The sequence below is a fragment of the Cupriavidus neocaledonicus genome (genome assembly GCF_000372525.1).
Lineage (GTDB): Bacteria > Pseudomonadota > Gammaproteobacteria > Burkholderiales > Burkholderiaceae > Cupriavidus > Cupriavidus neocaledonicus.
On record NZ_AQUR01000102.1, the window covers coordinates 1 to 19,536 of the forward strand.

At 68.7% G+C, this 19,536-nt stretch carries 14 protein-coding genes; 6 read left to right on the top strand and 8 right to left on the bottom strand.

Going from position 1 to position 19,536, the window contains the following annotated elements; all coding sequences use genetic code 11:
• The 6 genes from A3AG_RS31810 to A3AG_RS0120180 all read right to left on the bottom strand — a co-directional run.
• Window positions 1-324 (bottom strand): NAD-dependent epimerase/dehydratase family protein (locus A3AG_RS31810; protein WP_035849319.1); only part of this gene is annotated, 324 nt, incomplete at its 3' end.
• A complete protein-coding gene (locus A3AG_RS0120160; RefSeq protein ID WP_018007165.1) occupies window positions 321-1,262 on the bottom strand; it encodes a formyltransferase in 942 nt (313 codons plus the stop codon). The genes A3AG_RS31810 and A3AG_RS0120160, both read right to left, overlap by 4 nt.
• Window positions 1,262-2,221, bottom strand: a complete 960-nt coding sequence (locus tag A3AG_RS0120165) for a glycosyltransferase (protein ID WP_370867000.1) — start codon at window positions 2,219-2,221, stop codon at window positions 1,262-1,264. The genes A3AG_RS0120160 and A3AG_RS0120165 overlap by 1 nt, the downstream gene beginning before the upstream one ends.
• Window positions 2,218-3,390, bottom strand: coding sequence for a DegT/DnrJ/EryC1/StrS family aminotransferase (locus A3AG_RS0120170; RefSeq protein WP_018007167.1), 1,173 nt, complete (start codon window positions 3,388-3,390; stop codon window positions 2,218-2,220). The genes A3AG_RS0120165 and A3AG_RS0120170 overlap by 4 nt, the downstream gene beginning before the upstream one ends.
• 54 nt (window positions 3,391-3,444) lie before the next feature.
• Complete coding sequence (locus tag A3AG_RS0120175) at window positions 3,445-3,816, bottom strand: DMT family transporter (protein ID WP_012356262.1); 372 nt, start codon at window positions 3,814-3,816, stop codon at window positions 3,445-3,447.
• A gap of 18 nt (window positions 3,817-3,834) precedes the next feature.
• Window positions 3,835-5,568 (bottom strand): glycosyltransferase family 39 protein, encoded by a 1,734-nt coding sequence (locus A3AG_RS0120180; RefSeq protein ID WP_026164334.1) that lies wholly within the window; start codon window positions 5,566-5,568, stop codon window positions 3,835-3,837.
• Between the two features lie 446 nt (window positions 5,569-6,014).
• Here A3AG_RS0120180 and A3AG_RS0120185 point away from each other — a divergent pair, with 446 nt between their 5' ends.
• On the top strand, window positions 6,015-6,923 hold the full coding sequence (locus tag A3AG_RS0120185; RefSeq protein WP_018007169.1) for a hypothetical protein: 909 nt from the start codon (window positions 6,015-6,017) through the stop codon (window positions 6,921-6,923).
• An 81-nt stretch (window positions 6,924-7,004) separates the two neighbouring features.
• On the opposite strand, the gene A3AG_RS0120190 is transcribed toward A3AG_RS0120185, so the two are convergent.
• Together A3AG_RS0120190 and A3AG_RS0120195 are read right to left on the bottom strand one after the other, a co-directional pair.
• Window positions 7,005-7,328 (bottom strand): hypothetical protein, encoded by a 324-nt coding sequence (locus A3AG_RS0120190; protein ID WP_018007170.1) that lies wholly within the window; start codon window positions 7,326-7,328, stop codon window positions 7,005-7,007.
• A 186-nt stretch (window positions 7,329-7,514) separates the two neighbouring features.
• Window positions 7,515-8,453, bottom strand: a complete 939-nt coding sequence (locus tag A3AG_RS0120195) for an amino acid ABC transporter substrate-binding protein (RefSeq protein ID WP_018007171.1) — start codon at window positions 8,451-8,453, stop codon at window positions 7,515-7,517.
• A 360-nt stretch (window positions 8,454-8,813) separates the two neighbouring features.
• Here A3AG_RS0120195 and A3AG_RS0120200 point away from each other — a divergent pair, with 360 nt between their 5' ends.
• The 5 genes from A3AG_RS0120200 (at window position 8,814) to A3AG_RS0120225 (ending at window position 19,536) form a co-directional block, all read left to right on the top strand.
• On the top strand, window positions 8,814-11,027 hold the full coding sequence (locus A3AG_RS0120200) for a type I secretion system permease/ATPase (RefSeq protein WP_018007172.1): 2,214 nt from the start codon (window positions 8,814-8,816) through the stop codon (window positions 11,025-11,027).
• Entirely contained in the window at window positions 11,011-12,393 is a 1,383-nt protein-coding gene (locus A3AG_RS0120205; protein WP_018007173.1) for an HlyD family type I secretion periplasmic adaptor subunit, read from the top strand. The genes A3AG_RS0120200 and A3AG_RS0120205 overlap by 17 nt, the downstream gene beginning before the upstream one ends.
• A gap of 87 nt (window positions 12,394-12,480) precedes the next feature.
• The gene (locus A3AG_RS0120210; protein WP_018007174.1) at window positions 12,481-16,401 is read left to right on the top strand and encodes a beta strand repeat-containing protein; all 3,921 of its coding nucleotides are present in this window, start codon (window positions 12,481-12,483) and stop codon (window positions 16,399-16,401) included.
• A gap of 170 nt (window positions 16,402-16,571) precedes the next feature.
• Window positions 16,572-17,918 carry a TolC family outer membrane protein gene (locus tag A3AG_RS0120215; protein ID WP_018007175.1) on the top strand — a complete coding sequence of 449 codons (1,347 nt, stop codon included), beginning with the start codon at window positions 16,572-16,574 and terminating at the stop codon, window positions 17,916-17,918.
• A gap of 493 nt (window positions 17,919-18,411) precedes the next feature.
• Complete coding sequence (locus A3AG_RS0120225; RefSeq protein WP_018007177.1) at window positions 18,412-19,536, top strand: acyltransferase family protein; 1,125 nt, start codon at window positions 18,412-18,414, stop codon at window positions 19,534-19,536.

Below are 19,536 nucleotides of genomic sequence, written 5' to 3' on the forward strand. Positions count from 1 at the left end.
CTTGACCGCGGCGCGCACGATCGGCAGGTTGGCCTCGAAGTCCAGCTCGAACACGCGCAGCGGCTGGCGCACGTAGGTGGCCGGGGTGGCGATGGCGACCAGCGGCAGCACCACGTCGCACTTGCGGATGTTGTACTCGATCCACTCCTTGTTGATGGTGATGTCGCCCTCGAAGAAGTGCATGCGCGGGTGGTCGACGAGGTCGCCCAGGCGGTCCGTGTTCATGTCCATGCCGTAGACCTGCCACGGCGTGGTTTCCAGGATGCGGCGCGTCAGGTGGTGGCCGATGAAGCCGTTGACGCCGAGAATCAGGACCTTTTTCATCGGTTTCCCTCGTTGGACTGTTCGGTATGGAGATGTCGGGCAAGCGCCTGCGGCGTGACGGCCGCGCCGTCCGGTGCCAACAGCTGCGTGACGATGATCAGGCCGCCGTCGCCGCACACGCCGACGACCTGGCCGTCGCGCACCTGCAGGCCGGCTGGCGTGCCCGCGGGCACTGACGGCACCGCACCCGGCAGCGGCCGGCGCGCCTGCGCCACGATGAAGCGCTGCCCGCCAACTTCCGTGAAGGCGCCCGGATAGGGCGGCGCGACCGCGCGGATCAGGTTGTAGACCTCGGCGGCGGGGCGGTGCCAGTCGATGCGGCCGTCCTCGGGCTTGCGCCCCGAGTAATAGCTGCCTTCGGCCAGCCGGTTCGGGCGGCGCGGCGTCTGTCCCGCCATCATCGCAGGCAGCGCGCGCCACAGCGTCTGCTCGGCCGCCACGGTGACCTTCTCGAATACTTCGCCGGCGGTATCGTCGGGCAGGATCGGCACGGCGGTCTGGTCGACGATGTCGCCAGCGTCGGGCCTGGCTTCCATCACGTGCAGCGTGGCGCCGGTCTCGGTCTCGCCGTGCAGCACCGCCCAGTTGACCGGCACGCGGCCGCGGTACTTCGGCAACAGCGAGCCATGCATGTTGAACGCGCCTGCCGGTGCCAGCGCCAGCACGCCGGCGGGGATCATGGCGCGATAGTAGAACGAGAAGATGACGTCGGGGCGCGCATCGCGCACCGCCCGTGCGATGGCGGGATCGGCGGGATCCTCGCCATAGACGAAGGGGATGCCCAGCTCGGTGGCGGTGTCGGCCACCCGCTGGAACCAGATGTTCTCGTCGGGGCGGTCGCGGTGCGTGATCACCAGCGCCACCTCCACGCCGCGCGCATGCAGCACGCGCAGGCAGCGGTCGCCGACGTTGTGGTAGGCAAAGACGACGGCGCGCATCATGGCTCCACGCCGGTGCGGACCGGGTCGGCCTCGAGCACGGCCTTGATGCGGTAGCGCGGGCGGTCGCGCACCTCCTGGTAGATGCGGCCGACGTATTCGCCCAGCAGGCCCACGCCGAACAGCAGGATGCCGATCAGGAAGAAGTTCATGGCGAACAGCGTGAACACCCCCTGCACTTCGGAGCCCAGCACGAAGCGCCGCACCAGCAGTACCACGAACAGCACCCCGGACAGCAGCGACAGCAGGGTGCCGATCGCCGAGAACCACTGCAGCGGCACGATCGAGAAGCCGGTCACCAGGTCGAAATTCAGGCGGATCAGCTGGTACAGCGAGTACTTCGATTCGCCCGCATGGCGCTGCTCGTGTCCGACTTCGATCTCGACCGGGTTCGAGGCAAAGGTGTAGGCCAGCGCCGGAATGAAGGTGTTGACCTCGCGGCACGCGTTGATGGTATCGATCACGCTGCGGTCATAGGCGCGCAGCATGCAGCCCTGGTCGGTCATGCGGATCTTGGTGATGCGCTCGCGCAGCCGGTTCATCGCGCGCGAGGCATAGCGGCGGAACGCGGTGTCGTTGCGCTGGCGGCGGACGGTGCCGACGTAGTCGTGGCCGGCGCGCATGGTCTCGACCAGGCGCGGGATTTCCTCGGGCGGGTTCTGCAGGTCGGCGTCGAGCGTGATCACGATCTTGCCGCGGGTGTGCTCGAAGCCCGCCAGGATCGCCATGTGCTGGCCGAAGTTGCCATTGAACAGCACCACCCGGGTCACGTCCGGGCGCTTGTGGAACTGTGCCGCCAGCAGTTGCGCCGAGCGGTCGACGCTGCCGTCGTTGATGAAGATGACCTCGTAGCTTTCGCCGAGGCCATCCAGTGCCGGATAGAGGCGATCGAACAGGGCTTGCAGCCCGTCTTCTTCGTTGTAGACCGGAATGACGACCGAGACCTGGACCGGGCTCATTGGGAAAGACGTTTGCATGTTTCGCTGAGGGTTGCGCAGACCCGCTCCACGTCCGAGGCTTGCATCGCCGGGAACAGCGGCAGCGTGACGATGCCGCGCCCGATGCGCTCGGCGTGCGGCAGCATGCCTTCGCGCCAGCCGAGTGAGCGGTAGTAAGTGAAAAGATGGACCGGCGGGTAGTGCACGCCGGTGCCGATGCCGCGCTCGCGCATGGCTTCCATGAGCTGGTGCCGCGCCTGTGCCGGGCCGCCCTGCATGCGCTCGGTCGGCAGCACCACCTGGAACATGTGCCAGTTGGTGGTGGCCGATTGCGGGTCCAGCGCCTGCGGCAGCTCGATGCCGAGGTCCTGCAGGCCGCTGTCGGCGGCGCAGCGGAAGTAGGCGTCGGCCAGTTCGGCGCGGCGCGCGGTGATGGCGTCGAGCCGCTCCAGCTGGGCCAGGCCGACCGCCGCGTTGACATCGGTCAGGTTGAACTTGCCGCCCGGCTCTTCGACGTCCATGCCGTCCATGCCGGTGCGGATCACGCCCTGCAGCCGCAGGCGCTCGGCGCGCACGGCTTCCGCGGGCGTGTTCATCACCAGGCAGCCGCCTTCGATGGTGGTGATGTTCTTGTTGGCCTGGAAGCTGAAGCTGACCAGGTCGCCGAAGGCGCCGATGCGCTGGCCGCGCCAGCGCGAGTCGATCGCCTGGGCCGCGTCTTCGATCACGCGCAGCCCGTGCCTGGCGGCAATCGCGTACAGGCGCTCCATGTCGACCGGCAGGCCGGACAGGTAGACCGGCATGATGGCGCGCGTGCGAGGCGTGATGGCGGCCTCGACTGCGTCGAGGTCCAGGTTGCGCGTGCGCGGGTCGATGTCGACGAACACCGGCTTCGCCCCCACGGCCACCACCACGTTGGCGGTGGCGACCCAAGTGACCGGCGTGGTGATGACCTCATCGCCGGGGCCGATATCGGCGATGCGCAGCGCGATTTCCATGGTGGCCGAGCCGTTGGCGAAGGTGCGCACCGGGCGCCCGCCGAACAGGTCGGACAGCGCGGCCTCGAAGGCCTGCATTTTCGGTCCGGAGGTGATCCAGCCGGAGGCCAGCACCTTGCCGACTTCGGCAATGGCGGCGGCGTCGATCTCGGGCCGCACAAACGGCAGGAAGGCGGGAGCGGAGGCGGTCATGGCAAGCGAAGGAGGGGTAGCAGGGGTCAGGCCGGGCGAAGGCGCGGACAGCCTTCAGGAGCGGGCGATCAGGAAGACGCCCGCCAGTATCAGCAGGATGCCGGCCACGCGCAAGGGGCCGATGATCTCGCCGAACAGCCACCAGGCCGCGAGCGCATTGACCACGTAGCCCAGCGACAGCATCGGATAGGCGATCGACACATCGACGCGCGACAGGCCCACGATCCAGACGCCCACGCTGACCACGTACAGCGTAAGCCCGGCAAGCACCGGCCATTGCGTCAGCACGCGCAGCGCCGTCACCAGCAGCGTGCCGCGATCGAGCGTGATGGCGCCCACGGCGTTGACGCCGGCCTTGAGCAGCAGCTGCGCCGCCGCATTGAGCAGCACGCCGGTCAGGATGAAAGCAAAGGTGGAAAGCGTCATGGCAAGGCGGTTGGCGGATTACGGTGCTTGCGTCTGGGCTGGCTGTCCGGGCAGCGAAAAATTGGCGACGGCCACGCGCCGGCGGTCGCCGGCGATCTTGTGCATCGGCACGCCGCGCGCGGCCAGCGCGGCGTAGGTCTGCGGCGCCATGATCGCCACCGCGCGCTGGCCGTCCTGCCAGCGCGCAAGGAACTGGTCGACGGTCGGGATCCACTTGTGCGGTTCCTGGTTGACGCCGAACTCGAGTTCATCCGGATGCTCGACCAGGATCGTGGTGCGGCGCAGGTAGAACGGCAGCGTGTGGTCCAGCAGCCGCACGCTGTACAGCGGCATGTCGGGCTTCAGCACGGCATTGATCGCGGGCACCAGGTCCGCGCCCGAGCTCGGCCGGCCCATCACTTCGTGGGCGCGCAGTCCGACCGTGGCGCACAGGAACATGGCCAGCGCATAGGCCACCACGCTGGGAAACACGCCGCGCGTGCGCAGCAGCCGGCGAGCCAGCAGCGCGCCGCCCAGCATCACCGCAAAGGCGATGGCGAGCCATCCGGCGAATTCACGATACACCGCATTGGGCGTGCCCGGCTTTTCCATCATGCCGACGAACGGCATCGCGACCAGCCCGATCACGCCGAGCGCGACCATGGCATTGACCTGCCAGCGCCACGCGCGTTCCGTGGTGGTATCCAGCGCCACGCCGGCCAGCAGCGCCAGCGCCGGCACGACCGGCACGATATAGCCCGGCAGCTTGGAGCCGGACAGGCTGAAGAAGACAAAGATCGCCACGGCCCATAGCCCGGCCAGCAGCGCCGGCTGGAACGGGCGCGGCGCATTGCCGCGCGCCACCCCGGCGCGCTCGCGCACCGCCAGCCACATCTGCGGCACCAGGCCCAGCCACGGCAGGAAGCCGCCCAGCAGCAGCGGCACGAAGAACCAGAGCGCGCCCTCGCGGTGGTGCACGTTGGAGGTGTAGCGCTGCCAGTGCTCGTGGATAAAGAAGAAGCGCAGGAATTCCGGGTTGCGTTCGGACACCAGCCAGAACCACGGCAGCGTGACCGCCAGCAGCACCGCGATGCCGGCCAGCAGATGCAGGCGGCCCCACAGCTTCCAGTCGCGTGTCGCCAGCGAATAGACCACCAGCACCAGGCCGGGCAAGGCCAGGCCGACCAGCCCCTTGACCAGCACCGCCAACCCCATCGCTGCCCAGCAGGCCAGCATCCAGTTGCGCCGCACGGCGGGCGTGGCCGCGGGATGCTGGGCCAGCAGCATGCAGGCGAGCACGCACGCCATGGCCCCGGACAGCGTCATGTCGAGCGAATTGAAGTGCCCGGCGACATTCCACATCGGCGCCGACACCAGCACCAGGCCGGTCAGCATCGCCACGCGGCAACCGTACCAGCGGGCCGCCGCCAGCATCGACACGCCGATGCCCAGCATGCCGGACAACGCCACGCACAGGCGTGCCTGCCAGTCGCCGACGCCGAACAGGGTGTAGGCCAGCGCCGTCACCCACATGTGGAGGGGCGGTTTCTCGAAATACTTGAGCTCGTGGTAGCGGATCGTGACCCAGTCGCCGGTGGCGACCATCTCGCGGGCAATCTCGGCGTAGCGGCCTTCATCGGAGCGCAGCAGGTGGCGCATGTCCAGGGTACCGAACCAGACCAGCAGGATCAGCAGGCCAACCAGCATGACGGCAGTTGCGGTGGCTCCGATGGACGGCGCGGCGGCAAACCGCGAGGTCGATGAACTACGCATGGATCTCCTGGAAAAGCGCGGACGGCCAGGTCTCGGGCGAGGCGCGGTGAAGGGGAAGCCATCACAACGCAGAGCCAGGCCTGGCGGTGGACACCGGACGCGAACGTCGGCGCGGGCGCACTGCGGGTACGCCCTGGCCGCCAGGCGCCGGGGACGCCACAACCGCTGGAAAACGCGAGGCGCGCAATGGTAGCACGGCGGCCAAGTCACTCCGGCAAGGCCCCGGACGCATCCTAGGCGGCGAGTACGCGGAAGAGGGGTATCGGGCATTTGCAGCCAGCCGGACCCTTGCAGGCCAGGGCATCGTCGTCCGCATGCCGTTAGACCGCCGAAGGCGTGAAATGACCAGTTACATACGCAACAAAAACGCGATAATTCTGATGTCAATCAGTCACTGGGAGCCGGTGCTGATGCCGGGGACCGGAAAAATCCAGACGGGGATCGATGTGAAGACAAAGGGTCAGCAGGGCCGGCGGGCCGGCCTGGTCGCGAGCATGGCATTGACGCTGGGGCTGGCGCTATGCGCGCTGCAGCCGGCGAGCGCACAGGGCATGGCGGTATTGCCGGGCACCGGCGGAGTCGCCCAGGCCGCGGCCAGCCAGGCGCAGGCCGCCGCCGCGGCGGTGCTGTGCAACGCGCCGTGGTTTCGTTCCGGTTCGCATGTGCAGATGGAAGGCGACGGCGTGATGCCGATGTCCATCCGCATGACCCTGCGCGATGTCAAGCGCAGCCCGACCGGATGCCGCGCCCAGCTCGAAGTCAATTCCAAGTCGGCGCTGTCCGCGCTGATGGGGCCGCCGGTGATCACCAACCAGGTCCACGAGGTGGTGATCGAGCGCAGTGCGCCCGAGGCGCAGACCAGCATCGAAAGCCAGCATGCGGTCATCAACGCGCGCGCCCGCTATGCCCGCATGTACGGCGAGGCGGCGTTCCGCGGCAAGGGGGTGTTCAACTACGCCGGCCTCGACCTGCGCGAAGGCACCACGCTGGAGGGCGAAGTGTTCCGCTCCAGCGTCTCGCTGAAGGTTTATCCGCTGGGCTCCGATGAAGCCGTCAGCACCATGGACGCGCAGCGCGCCACCATCCATATCGGTTCGCGCCACGTGGGCAGGCTGCAGACGATCGAGACCCTGATGGGGCGCAAGGAATGCCACCCGATTTCCTACGACAAGCGCACCTCGCTGGGCCCGCTGATGATCGGGGGCGAACTGGTGCAGGTCGAGCCCACCGTGATGCACGTCACCGACTGGTACTGCCCGGCGGAGGCCTTCGTGCTGCGCACCGAGGTGCGCCAGGACGACAAGGTGCAGCGGGTCGATGTCACCGCGCTGGAGCGCGATACGCAGGCACCGTAGCAGGCGCCCGGAGCGACCCGGTGCGAGGACACAAGAAAACCCGCCGAGGCGGGTTTCCTTGTACCCGGCGGCAGCCGTGGTTCAGCTGGCGGCCGGTGCGGAGGCGGCTTTCTTCTTGCTGTTCTTGTTGTTCTTTTTCTTGGTGGCCTGCTTGGCCGGCTTCTTCTCGGCTCCCGGCGCGGACGCGTCGGTCAGGTCGGTGCGGGTGCTCTTGTTGGCGCCCTGGCTGTACGGATCGAACTTGTCGCCGGCCTTGGCACCCTGGCTGTACGGGTCGAACTTCTCGCCCGACTTGGCGCCCTGGGAATACGGATCGAACTGCTGCTTGCCGCCGGTTTGTGCCTGCACGGCCAGCGAAGCGGCGCCAAGGCAGAGTGCGATCGCGGTCGCGACGAACTTGTTCATGGTTTCTCCTGAGATATGCCGCCGTCTGGCGGTCGTGTCTATGGCCTGCCCGGTACAGGGATGGCCCGGGCCAGTGTCGCCAACATCATTCGCGGCTGTCAACTTGGGGCTTGCCCGGCACGGCCACCTCATGGAAACCCTGAATTGCGGCGCCAGCGCGATTGCGCATGGCGCCGCCGGCACGCCTTATTCGGTGACCGCGTCGGACGGATGCTTCCAGGCCGCGCGCACCTCGCCCGAAGGCGCCAGCGCCAGGTTGATGCCGCGGCTGCCGATGGGCTGCTGGAACCAGCGCTGCTGCAGCGCCGCGACCTCGGGGCCGGCAAAGGTGGCGGCCAGGGTCTGGTCGACCAGGCGCTTCCATTCCGGATCGGCCTTGGACAGCATCAGCGCGTTCTGTTCGACGGACAGCGCCGGACCGACGATGACGTATTGCGAAGGATCCTTGGCGCGCGCGCGCAGGCCGGCCAGCAGCACGTCATCCATCACGAAGGCCTGGGCCCGGCCCGATTCCAGCAGCAGGAACGATTCGCCGTGGTCCTTGGCGTAGACGTCGTGATAGCCGTACTGCCCCTTGAAGCGGCGCACGTGGCGGTCGCCGGTCGATCCCGCGCTGGTGACCACGGTCTTGCCGCGCAGGTCGCCGAACGAGCGGATGCCCGAATCGGCGCGCACCAGCATCCGCACCGTCGACACATAGTGCGAGACGCTGAACGCGACCTGTTTCTGGCGCTCGAGCGAGTTGGTGTTGGGCGCGCAATCGAGGTCGACCAGCCCGTTCACCACCGCCGGGATCCGGTTCTGCGGCGTCAGCGGCATCCAGCGCACCTTCAGGTCCTTCAGGCCCAGCTTCTGGCGCGCGGCCTCGGCCGCGCGCAGGCACAGGTCGACGGCATAGCCGGCGGGCTGGCCCTTGTCGTCGGCAAACGAGAACGGCAGCGCGGATTCACGGTAGCCCAGCACGATGGTGCCGGCGTCGCGGATCTTGTCGAGCACCGGGCTCTGGGCGCGCGCGGCGGCCGGGGCCAGCATGGCGGCGGCGCCGGCGGCGAGCAGGATTGCCGCGAGCAGGCGGCGGGCACGGGGAAGGCGGGCGGTCAGGGCAGGCAAGGCGAAGGCGGTCATGCGCGGGGGAAACAGGAAAGCAGCCGACAATCCGGCGAAGACGCTAGGGTATACCCCAGCAAGCGCGGGGCGAAGGACATTGTCGTCATAAGCAAATTCTGAGATCCGGCCCGCTTTCCCGTATCGGTTGCATAGGTGAAACGCCAAACGGATGAGGCCCCGTCGGCATTGCAAGCGCCCCTTGCGCCATCCGGACGATGGGCGCCGGCGTCCGGCTCACCTACGCTTGCGAAAAACGACATGGCAACGGGACGGGGGGCATGATGGCAGCAAGCAACCGCGGGCGCAGGACGATGGCGGCATGTGCCATCGCCCGGCAGATGCCCGGTCGACCATCGCGGTAATACCGGGACCGGTGCCATGCACGCCGCCGCCACGCCTGCGCGCGAGATCCGGCCTGCCGCCCCGGATCTCCGCGGCGACGCGCCTCCCGACGACGCACTGCTGGACTGCCTGCTCTGGCTGGCCCGGCACTTCCACCAGCCGGCCTCCGCCGAGGCCCTGGTGGCCGGGCTGCCGCTGGAGGGCCATCGCCTCACCCCAGCGTTGTGCGCGCGTGCCGCGGCGCGCGCAGGCCTGTGCGCGCGGCTGGTACGACGCAAGCCCGACGAGATCCCTGACCGCGTGCTGCCCGCGATGCTGCTGCTGGACCAGGGCGAGGCCTGCGTCCTGGTGCGCCGCGCCGATGAGGGCAGGCTGGTGGTGGTGCTGCCCGAGTTCGGTGACGGTGAACAGGCCGTGCGCGGCGAAGACCTGCTGGCGCGCTACACCGGACACGCCCTCCTGGCCCGGCCCGCGTACCGTCCGGATGCCGCCCGGGCTGCCATCGATGCGGTGTCCGATCCCGCGCCCGACGCGCCCGATCACGCGCCGCAGGCATGGTTCTGGGGCGTGATGCGGCAATGCTGGCCGGCCTACGGCGAGGTGTTGGTGGCTTCCTTGCTGCTGAGCCTGTTTGCTCTGGTGATGCCGCTCTTCACCATGAATGTCTATGACCGCGTGGTGCCGAACCATGCGCTGGAGACCTTGTGGGCCCTTGCCGTGGGTGTCGGCCTGGTGCTGCTGTTCGAGCTCGCCATGCGCATGCTGCGCGGCTACTTTGTCGACGTGGCCGGCAAGCGCATCGACGTGACGGTATCCGCGACGGTGTTCGAGAAAGTGCTGGGCATCGAGATGAAGTCACGGCCTGCCTCGGTCGGCAGCCTCGGCAGCCAGTTGCAGGAATTCGAATCGGTGCGCGATTTCCTCACCTCCGCCACCATCACCACGCTGGTCGACCTGCCGTTTGCCGCGGTCTTCATCGCCGCGATGTTCTGGGTGGGCGGCCCGCTCGCGTGGGTGCCGCTGCTGGCGGTGCCGCTGGTGCTTGGCCTGAGCCTGGCGCTGCAGGGACCGCTGGCGCGCGCGGTGCGGGCCAGCAGTGCCTGCGCGGCACAGCGGCAGGCGGCGCTGGTGGAGACGCTGGTGGGACTCGAGACCATCAAGACCACCGGCGCCGAAGGTGTCGCGCAGCGACAATGGGAGCAGGTGGTCGGGCAGATGGCAAGGCTGGCGCTGCGCTCGCGCTGGTTGTCGGCGTGCGTCGTCAACGCGGCGCTGTTCGCACAGCAGGCCGCCACGCTTGCGGTGGTCGTGCTTGGCGTCTACCAGATTGCCGACGACCGCCTCACCATGGGCGGCCTGATCGCCTGCACCATCCTGGCCGGGCGTGCGCTGGCGCCGCTGTCGCAGATGGCCGGGCTGACCACGCGCTATCACCAGGCGCGCACCGCGCTGGCCGCCCTCGACCGGACCATGGCATTGCCGGTCGAGCGCCCGCCCGGCAAGCATTTCCTGCACCGCCCGCCGTTGCGCGGCGAGATCGAATTCCGCGCGGTCGGCTTCCGCTATCCCGGCCGCGACGCTGCCGCCCTCGACGGTGTGTCCTTCCGCATTGCCAGCGGCGAGCGGGTCGGGCTGATCGGCCGCATCGGCTCGGGCAAGACCACCATCGAAAAGCTGATCCTGGGCCTGTATCCGCCCGATGCCGGCTCGGTGCTGGTCGACGGCGCCGAGGTGCGCCAGCTCGACCCGGCGGCGCTGCGGCGCGGTATCGGCCATGTGCCGCAGGACGTGATGCTGTTCAGCGGCACCGTGCGCGACAACATCGTGATAGGCGCGCCCTGGGCCGACGATGCCGCCGTGCTGCGCGCCGCGCGCCTGGGCGGCGTCAGCGACTTCATCGAGCGCCTGCCCCAGGGCTATGACCTGCGCCTGGGCGAGCGCGGCGAGGGGCTTTCGGGCGGGCAACGGCAGGCCATCGCCATCGCGCGCGCCGAGCTGTTGCAGCCGCCGGTGCTGCTGCTCGACGAGCCCAGCAGTGCCATGGACAACCGCACCGAAGAGCAGTTCAAGGCGCGGCTGGCGGCAGCGCTGGGCGAGCGCACGCTGCTGCTGGTGACCCACCGCGGCTCGCTGCTGAGCCTGGTCGACCGCCTGATCGTGATGGACCAGGGCCGCATCGTTGCCGACGGGCCCAAGGCCGAGGTGCTGAACGCGCTCGCGGGGAGAAAGCTCCATGTCGCCTCGGCCTGAGCCCCGCACCCTTGCGCGCCGCGTGGCCGCCGCGCTGCGGCCGTACGCCGACGACACCGCATTCATGGATGCGCGCGACGCGGCGGCGCTGTCGCGGCCACGCTGGTTCGCGCACTGGATCCTGTGGTGCGCCGTGGTCTTCGTCATCGTGGCGCTGGGCTGGGCGGCGCTGGCGCGGGTCGACGAGGTGGCGGTGGGCGAGGGCAAGGTGATTCCGTCGAGCCAGGTGCAGGTGGTGCAGAACCTGGAAGGCGGAATCGTGGCACAGATCCTGGTGCGGCCCGGACAGGTCGTCGACAAGGACCAGGCGCTGATGCGCATCGACGATACGCGCTTCACCGCCTCGTACCAGGAAGGCCGTGCCAAGGATGATGCGCTGGTGGCACGTATCGCGCGCCTGAGCGCCGAGGCCGCCGGCACCGACTTCGTCGCCAGTGCGGGCGGCGACGGCGATGCGCGCCGTTTCGTGGCCGAGGAACGCTCGCTGTTCGCCTCGCGCAAGCAGGCGCTGGAAGCGAATATGGCCGTGCTGCGCCAGCAGTCGGAGCAGCGCCGGCAGGAGTTGACCGAAAAGCGCTCGCGCGAGCAGCAACTGCGGCAGAGCCATCGCCTGGTGGCGCAGGAGCTGACGATGATGCGGCCGATGGTGGCGCAGGGCGTGGTCTCCGATGTCGACGTGCTGCGGCTGGAGCGGCAGACCAATGACCTCAAGGGCGAGCTCGACGCGTCGCGGCTGGCGCTGCCGCGCCTCGAAGCGGCCTATCGCGAGAGCCAGCAGAAGCTCGACGAAGCGAGCGCGCATTTCCGCGCCGAGGCCATGCGCGAACTCAACCAGGCCAGGGCCGAGCAGGCAGCGCTGAGCGCATCCAACACCGCCTTGCAGGACCGGGTCGATCGCACCCTGGTGCGCGCGCCGCTGGCCGGGATTGTGAAGCAGCTCAAGGTCAACACCGTGGGCGGCGTGGTCCAGCCCGGCATGGACCTGGTGGAAATCGTGCCGCTGGAAGACACGTTGCTGGTCGAGGCGCGCGTGCGTCCGGCCGACATCGCTTTCCTGCGGCCGGGGCAGCCCGCCGTGGTCAAGCTGTCGGCCTACGACTTCTCCGTCTATGGCGGCTTTGCCGGCACCGTCGAACATATCAGCGCCGATACGCTCACGCCCGAGCGGCCCGGCGAACGCCCCGAGAGCTACTACCTGGTGCGCGTGCGTACCCGCGACAACCGGCCGGCGGGCAGTGCGGTGCAGGTGCCGATCCTGCCCGGCATGGTCGCCACGGTGGATGTACTGACGGGCCAGAAGACGGTGCTCCATTACCTGCTCAAGCCCATCATCAAGACCCGGGACATGGCGTTCCGCGAGCGGTAGGACCCGCGCTCGCACGCGAGCCTTTTGCAACGATAACAGGCAAGGCACGGCCGCGAGGCCTGCATTCAGGACGGAGAGAGAACGACCATGGCAACCGTGACTGGCACCAACGGCAGCGACAGCCTCAGCGGCACCGCGAGCAGCGACACCATCCTCAGCGGCAACGGCAACGACTATGTCAGCGCCGGCGATGGCAGCGATTATGTCGATGCCGGCAACGGCGACGATATCGTCGAAGGCGGCGATGGCAACGACACGCTGCTGGGCGCCAACGGCAAGGATCGTGTGTTCGGCGGGCGCGGCAACGACAGCCTGTCCGGCGGCAACGGCACCGACGCGGTCTATGGCGGCAGCGGCGACGACGTGATTGGCAGCGCCGACGGTGCGTCGACGCTCTACACCGGCGACAACGGCGGCGATACGCTGTATGGCGACGGCTACGACAGCTATGCCGACTATCTGCTCGGGCGCGGACATGCGTCGGCCCAGCCCGGCAATGACCGCATCCAGGGCGGCAACGGCGACGACCTGGTCTTTGGCGACAACGGCGACGGCGCCGTGGTCGGCGGCGACGACATCATCGCCGGCGGCAATGGCAGGGACACGGTCTACGGCGAAGGCGGCAACGACACCATCGCCGGCGGGGGCGGCGGCGACATGCTGCATGGCGGCAGCGGCCGCGACACCTTCGTCTACCACGCTGTCGCCGATTCCACCGCGGCCGGCATGGACGTCATCGCCGACTTCCAGCGCGGCACCGATCGCCTGGACCTGCGCCCGGTGCTGGGCGACACCGGCTTCCAGTGGGGCGGCTTGATGCCGACGGCCCATGGCGCCTGGTACCAGCAAGCGGGTGGCAATACCTATGTGTACGTCGATGTCGACGGCAATCCCGCCACGGCAGAAATGGTGATTCGCCTTGACGGCCTGCACGACCTGACCAAATCCGATTTTGCCGGCTACGACAACCATGCCCCTACTGCCGCGGCCGATGCCAACGCCATCGGCGAAGACAACCATCCGAACCCGATCACCGGCAACGTGCTGGCCAATGACAGCGACGTCGACGCCGGCAATGTGCTGGCCGTAGCCGGTCCCGGCACCTATGTCGGCCAGTACGGCACGCTGCAGATCAACGCCGACGGCAGCTACAGCTACACCCTGGACAACGGCAATCCGCTGGTCCAGTCGCTGCGCCTTGGCGACCATGTCGATGAGTCGTTTGCCTATAGCGTGACGGATGGCCAGGCCTCGGCGGCATCGACGTTGAATATCCGGATCAACGGCGCCAACGACGCGGCGATCATCACTGCATCGGCGAGCGAAGACACGGCCGTGNCGGAGGCCGGTGGCGTGGCGAACGCCACGGCAGGGGATGCTTCGGCCAGCGGCACGCTGGCCGTCAGCGATGCCGATGCCGGCGAGGCCCATTTCGCCGCCGTGCCGCCGGACAGCCTGGTCGGGCAATACGGCACGTTCACCTTCAACAGCACCACGGGCGCCTGGACTTATACGCTGGACAACAGCAAGGCCGATGCGCTGATCGCCGGGCAACAGGCCGGCGACGCGCTGACGGTATGGTCGGCCGACCAGACCGCGCAGCAGACCATCACGGTCAATATCACCGGCACTAACGATGTGGCGACCATCACCGCATCGGCGAGCGAAGACACGGCCGTGACGGAGGCCGGTGGCGTGGCGAACGCCACGGCAGGCGATGCTTCGGCCAGCGGCACGCTGACCGTCAGCGATGCCGATGCCGGCGAGGCCCACTTCGCCGCTGTGCCGCCGGATAGCCTGGTCGGGCAATACGGCACGTTCACGTTCAACAGCACCACCGGCGCCTGGACCTACACGCTGGACAACAGCAAGGCCGATGCGCTGACTGCCGGCCAACAGGCCAGCGACGCACTGACGGTCTGGTCGGCCGACCAGACCGCGCAGCAGACCATCACGGTCAATATCACCGGCACTAACGATGCGGCGACCGTCACCGCATCGGCGAGCGAAGACACGGCGGTGACGGAGGCCGGTGGCGCGGCCAACGCCACGGCAGGCGATGCCGCGGCCAGCGGCACGCTGACCGTCGGCGATGCCGATGCCGGCGAGGCCCATTTCGCGGCCGTGCCGCCCGACAGCCTGGTCGGGCAATACGGCACGTTCACGTTCAACAGCGCCACAGGCGCCTGGACTTATACGCTGGACAACAGCAAGGCCGATGCGCTGACCGCCGGCCAACAGGCCAGCGACGCACTGACGGTCTGGTCGGCTGACCAGACCGCGCAGCAGACCGTCACGGTCAATATCGTGGGCACCAACGATGCCGTCATCAACAGCGTTCCGGGGGCGCAGTCGGTCAGTGAAGACGCGCCGCTGTCATTCAGCACCGCCACCGGCAATGCGCTCGGCTTCTTCGATGCGGACGGCAGCAGCCACACGGTGACGCTGACGGCGAGCGGGGGCACGATTACGCTGAACGGCACGGCGGGATTGCAGTTTCTTGCTGGCGATGGCAGCGCCGACGGCGCCATGACCTTCACCGGCAGTGACGCGGCCATTCGCGCCGCGCTGGATGGCCTGCAGTTTGCAGGCGACAAGGACTATGCCGGCGCCGCATCGCTGCAGATGCAGACCAGCGACGGGGTCACGGCCGACATCGATGCCGTGGCGATCGCCATCCAGCCCGTCAACGATGCGCCGGTGGCTGCCGCGGACGTCGTCTACGTCTCGAACAACACTGGCAGCATCCTGATACCGGTCAGTGCCCTGCTCGCCAATGACGGCGATGTCGACGGCCTGGCACTGGCGATCACCGGCCTGAGCGGGGCCACGGGCGCGGTCAGCAACCTGAGGTTCGCGCCCGGCACCAATAACAGCTACATCATGTTCGATTCCGACAACTCGGCGACGGGCAGCTTCAGCTATACCGTTTCCGATGGCGCGGGCGGCAGCAGCACGGCGACGGTGACGGTCAAGGTCTCGCCGACGAATGGCGCAGCCACGGTGACGCTGGCGAGCGAGACCTATCAGGCTTCCTACCTCGACGGTGGCAGCAACACCGATGCGCTGACCGGAGCCGCGGCCAGCGATATCTTCATCGGCGGCGCAGCGAGTGACACGTTGCGCGGCGGCGCGGGCGATGACGTGCTGCGAGGCGGCGCCGGGGACGATACGCTCGATGGCGGCGCCGGCATCGACATGCTGGACCTGTCCGATGCCAGCAGCGGGCTGGCATTTACGCTGGCGCAGGGCAGCGGCACGCTGGTCAACCTGTCCGCCGTTGGCCTTGGCAGCGATACCTACAGCAACATGGAAGGCGTGGTCGGGTCGCGCTTCAACGACTCGCTGACCGGCAGCGGCGCCAATGACATCCTGCGCGGCGGCGCTGGCAACGACACCCTCGATGGCGGCGCGGGCATCGACCTGCTGGATTTCTCCGATGCCACCGGCGCGATTGATTTCACGCTGGTGCAGAGCAGCAGCGCGACCTCGGTCAATCTCGGCAGCGTCAATCTGGGCACCGACAGCTACAAGGGCATGGAAGGCGTGATCGGTTCGGCCTTCAACGACACCATCGCGGGCTCGGCCGGCAACGATGTGCTGCGCGGCGGCGCCGGCGATGACCATCTGGGCGGCGGCGCGGGCAATGACCTGCTGGTCGGGGACGCGGGGTCCGACACGCTCGCGGGCGGCGCGGGCAGCGATACCTTCCGCTTGCTGCGCGCCGAGGCCGCTTCGGTCGATACGATCACTGATTTCGACTTCGCGCCGGCGTCGGCAGGCGGTGACGTGCTGGACCTGTCGGAGCTGCTGGCGGGCGTCAGCGTGACCAGCGCCAATGTGGCGCAATTCGTGCGTCTGGCCGAAGTCGACGGCAATACCGTGGTCAGCCTGGACCGGGACGGCGGCGGCAGCGCCGCCGCGTTCCAGGATGTGGCCGTGCTGCAGGGCGTGGTGGGACTGGACCTGAATACGCTGCTGAGCAACGGCAACATCCATACGGCTTGAGCCAGCCACCGGCAGGAAACGGGGCAAGGCGGGAAGGGGGACACAGCAACAAGCGGCAATGCAGGACGGCGGCATCGCTGCCGGCAGTATCAAAACCATAATAAGCGGGTAAGGGCACCGCGCTCGGACGCGTGCAGCGCGCGAACGCGGTGTGCCCGGCAGGGGGAAGCATGACGACGACATGGTGCCGGCTGGCACCCGTGCTGCTATGGATGGCGCTGGCGCTGGCGCTGGCGCGGCACGCGGCGGCCCAGGCGCTGCCTCAGGCGGTCGACCTGGCCGTGCACAGCAATCCCGAAGTGCTGGCCGCGGGCAGCCGCCGCCTGGCTGCCGACGAAGGGCTGAAGCAGGCGCGCGCCGGCTACCTGCCGCGGATCGATATCGGCGGCGCCACCGGCCGCGTGCGGCTGGACAGCCAAAGCAGCCGTGTGGCCGGAATGTCGGACGCCTCGTATGGCCGCCATGCCGCCGACATCACCATCACGCAGATGCTGTTCGACGGTTTCGGCGTGAGCAGCGATGTCGAGCGCCAGGGCGCCCGCATCGACGGCGCGGCCTACCGGGTCGGCGCCACCGCGGAAGACATCGCGCTGCGCACCGTCGCTGTCTATGTCGAGGTGCTGCGGCGGCAGGAGACGGTGGCGATCGCCATCGCCAATCTCGAGGCGCACCAGCATATCCATGACCAGATCCGGCTCGGCGCCGATAACGGCGTTCTGCGCCGCGCCGACCTCTACCAGGCCGAGAGCCGGCTGGCGCTGGCCAAGGCCAGCCTGCGGGCGGAGCAAGGCGCGCTGCAGGATGCCGAGGCGGCGTTCGTGCGCGTGGTCGGGACGGCACCGCAGCGCTTGTCCCGGCCGGAATCGCTGGCTGCGGTCCTGCCCGCGACCGAGCCCGAGGCCCAGCAGGTGGCCAGCGCCAGCCACCCTGCACTGGGCGCGGGCCAGGCCGATATCGCCGAAGCCGAGGCCGCACGCGCGCTGGCGCGCTCGGCCTTGTGGCCGAGGCTGGAACTCGAGGTCGGCGGGGCACGCGACCGCGATCGTGTGCTGGGCACCACCGACGAGCGCCGGGTGATGCTGCGCGTGCGCTATAACGTGTTCCGCGGCAATGCCGACAAGGCCCGCATCAGCGAGGCTGGCTTCCAGATCCAGGAAGCCGCGCAGAACCTGGAACGGCTGCGGCGGCAGGTGCAGGAAAGCGTGTCGCTGGCTTATAACGCCAACCGTACCGCGCAGGATCGCCTGGCCAGCCTGCAGCAATATGTGCAGGCAAGCGATGCCACGCGGCTCAGCTACGGCAGGCAATTCCGCATCGGGCAGCGCAGCCTGCTGGACCTGCTCAATGCGGAGAACGAGTACTTCAGCGCCCGCACCGCCTATGTGGCGGGCCAGTACACCGAGCTCGCCAGCCAGTACCGCATCCTGGCGGGCATGGGGCTGCTGCTGGCGACGCTCAACGTCGCGCCCCCCGGCGAGGCGCTGGCCCAGGGCGGGACGCGTGCGGGGCAGCGCTAGCCAGGCACGGTTCGCATGCCGCTGCCAGATGGCTGGCCGGCGCATTGCTCATGGCAGCGTGCGACGCCGCTCAGCACATGAAAAGGTCCTAACCGGAGCCTTTTCATGTCACGCACTTTTTCACTGGAAGCGGAATGTCTCGGCCTGCGGCTGCGCGCCGGCCTGGATCAGCCAGTAGGCGTTCGGGCTCGGAGGCGCTTGCCGCGCGCTCGGCACCAGCGCCAGGTGCGGCCCGAGCGCAGGGCGGCAGCGACGGATGCGCGATCGGGGCGATGTGCTCGCCGAGCAGGCGCACGGCATCGGCATAGCGCCGATGGCGTTGTGCCGGTAACCCGACGAGCGGGCGGCCGCCCGCCGCGCGGCGGCTGTCGAACTGGCAACAAGCGAAGCCACTGTGTAACCAATCCGCATAATGTATGCATTGCGCCACATTGAGGGCTGGCGCTGCGGGTAGAATCGCGCCTTCCCCGCTTTTTGCATTCTCCCTATAACAATGAGCTCCCGCCCGTCGCGACTGCCGTGCATCGACGCCCTGAAAGCCGTCAGTTCGCAACTGATCGTCCTGCACCACCTCGCCTTCTATGGACCGATGTCCGACGCCGCCTACCAGCTGGCGCCGGGGCTGGTGGACTGGCTCTATGACTACGCCCGCATCGCGGTGCAGGTGTTCCTGGTGATCAGCGGCTTCCTGGCGGCGCGCAGCCTGGCACCCGGCGGACGGCTGGAGATCCGCCAGCATCCGCTGTCGATGCTGTGGCGCCGCTACCAGAAACTGGTGGTGCCGTTTGCCGCGGCAATCCTGCTCAGCATTGCAGGCGCCGCCGTGGCGGGGCACTGGATGACGCATGACTCGATCCCGGCGTCGCCCACTCTGGGGCAGTTCCTCGCGCACCTGGCGCTGCTCCATGACATCGTCGACGTCGAGGCGTTGTCGGCCGGGGCCTGGTACGTCGCCATCGACCTGCAATTGTTCGCGCTGCTGCTGGGCACGCTGTGGGCCGCGCGCGCGGTGTCGCGCGGCAGGGCGACGGCGGGCGTGGCGCTCAGCATCGGCCTGGTGGCGCTGGCGGCGGTGGCGTCGCTGTTCTGGTTCAACCGCGATGCCGCGTGGGATATCTGGGCGGTGTACTTCTTCGGGGCCTATGGCATGGGCACGCTGGCCTACTGGGCGTCAGCGCCCGGCCGGCCGCTGCTGCCGCTGGCGCTGCTCGGCGCGGTGGCGCTGGCCGCGCTGGGACTGGATTTCCGGCTGCGCATTGCCGTGGCGCTCGCCACCGCGCTGCTGCTGGCGCTGGCACGGCGCGGCGAATGGCTGGAACGCTGGCCGCGGGCGCGCGTGGTGGGGTACTTCGGGCGCATTTCCTATTCCGTGTTCCTGGTCCATTTCTCGGTGTGCCTGGTGGTCAATGCGCTGGTGTCGCACCTGGCACCGGGGCAGCCGGTGCTGAACGCGCTCGGCATGGCGGCGGCATGGGTCCTGAGCAATGCGGCGGGCGCCTTGTTCTACCGTTTCGTGGAAAGCGCGCAGCCGTTCGCAGCACTGCGCGCGTTGCTGCGTGGCCGCGGTGACGCGGCAGGCGACTCGGGCCGGGGCTCGGCGCGCCGCCCGACCATGTAA

Excerpts from the sequence above, each read along its gene's own strand:
- A3AG_RS0120160 (WP_018007165.1), bottom strand. The coding sequence starts at position 1,262 with ATGCGCGCCGTCGTCTTTGCCTACCACAACGTCGGCGACCGCTGCCTG.
- A3AG_RS0120165 (WP_370867000.1), bottom strand. The coding sequence starts at position 2,221 with ATGAGCCCGGTCCAGGTCTCGGTCGTCATTCCGGTCTACAACGAAGAA.
- A3AG_RS0120170 (WP_018007167.1), bottom strand. The coding sequence starts at position 3,390 with ATGACCGCCTCCGCTCCCGCCTTCCTGCCGTTTGTGCGGCCCGAGATC.
- A3AG_RS0120175 (WP_012356262.1), bottom strand. The coding sequence starts at position 3,816 with ATGACGCTTTCCACCTTTGCTTTCATCCTGACCGGCGTGCTGCTCAAT.
- A3AG_RS0120180 (WP_026164334.1), bottom strand. The coding sequence starts at position 5,568 with ATGCGTAGTTCATCGACCTCGCGGTTTGCCGCCGCGCCGTCCATCGGA.
- A3AG_RS0120190 (WP_018007170.1), bottom strand. The coding sequence starts at position 7,328 with ATGAACAAGTTCGTCGCGACCGCGATCGCACTCTGCCTTGGCGCCGCT.
- A3AG_RS0120195 (WP_018007171.1), bottom strand. The coding sequence starts at position 8,453 with ATGACCGCCTTCGCCTTGCCTGCCCTGACCGCCCGCCTTCCCCGTGCC.
- A3AG_RS0120200 (WP_018007172.1), top strand. The coding sequence starts at position 8,814 with ATGCACGCCGCCGCCACGCCTGCGCGCGAGATCCGGCCTGCCGCCCCG.
- A3AG_RS0120205 (WP_018007173.1), top strand. The coding sequence starts at position 11,011 with ATGTCGCCTCGGCCTGAGCCCCGCACCCTTGCGCGCCGCGTGGCCGCC.
- A3AG_RS0120215 (WP_018007175.1), top strand. The coding sequence starts at position 16,572 with ATGACGACGACATGGTGCCGGCTGGCACCCGTGCTGCTATGGATGGCG.
- A3AG_RS0120225 (WP_018007177.1), top strand. The coding sequence starts at position 18,412 with ATGAGCTCCCGCCCGTCGCGACTGCCGTGCATCGACGCCCTGAAAGCC.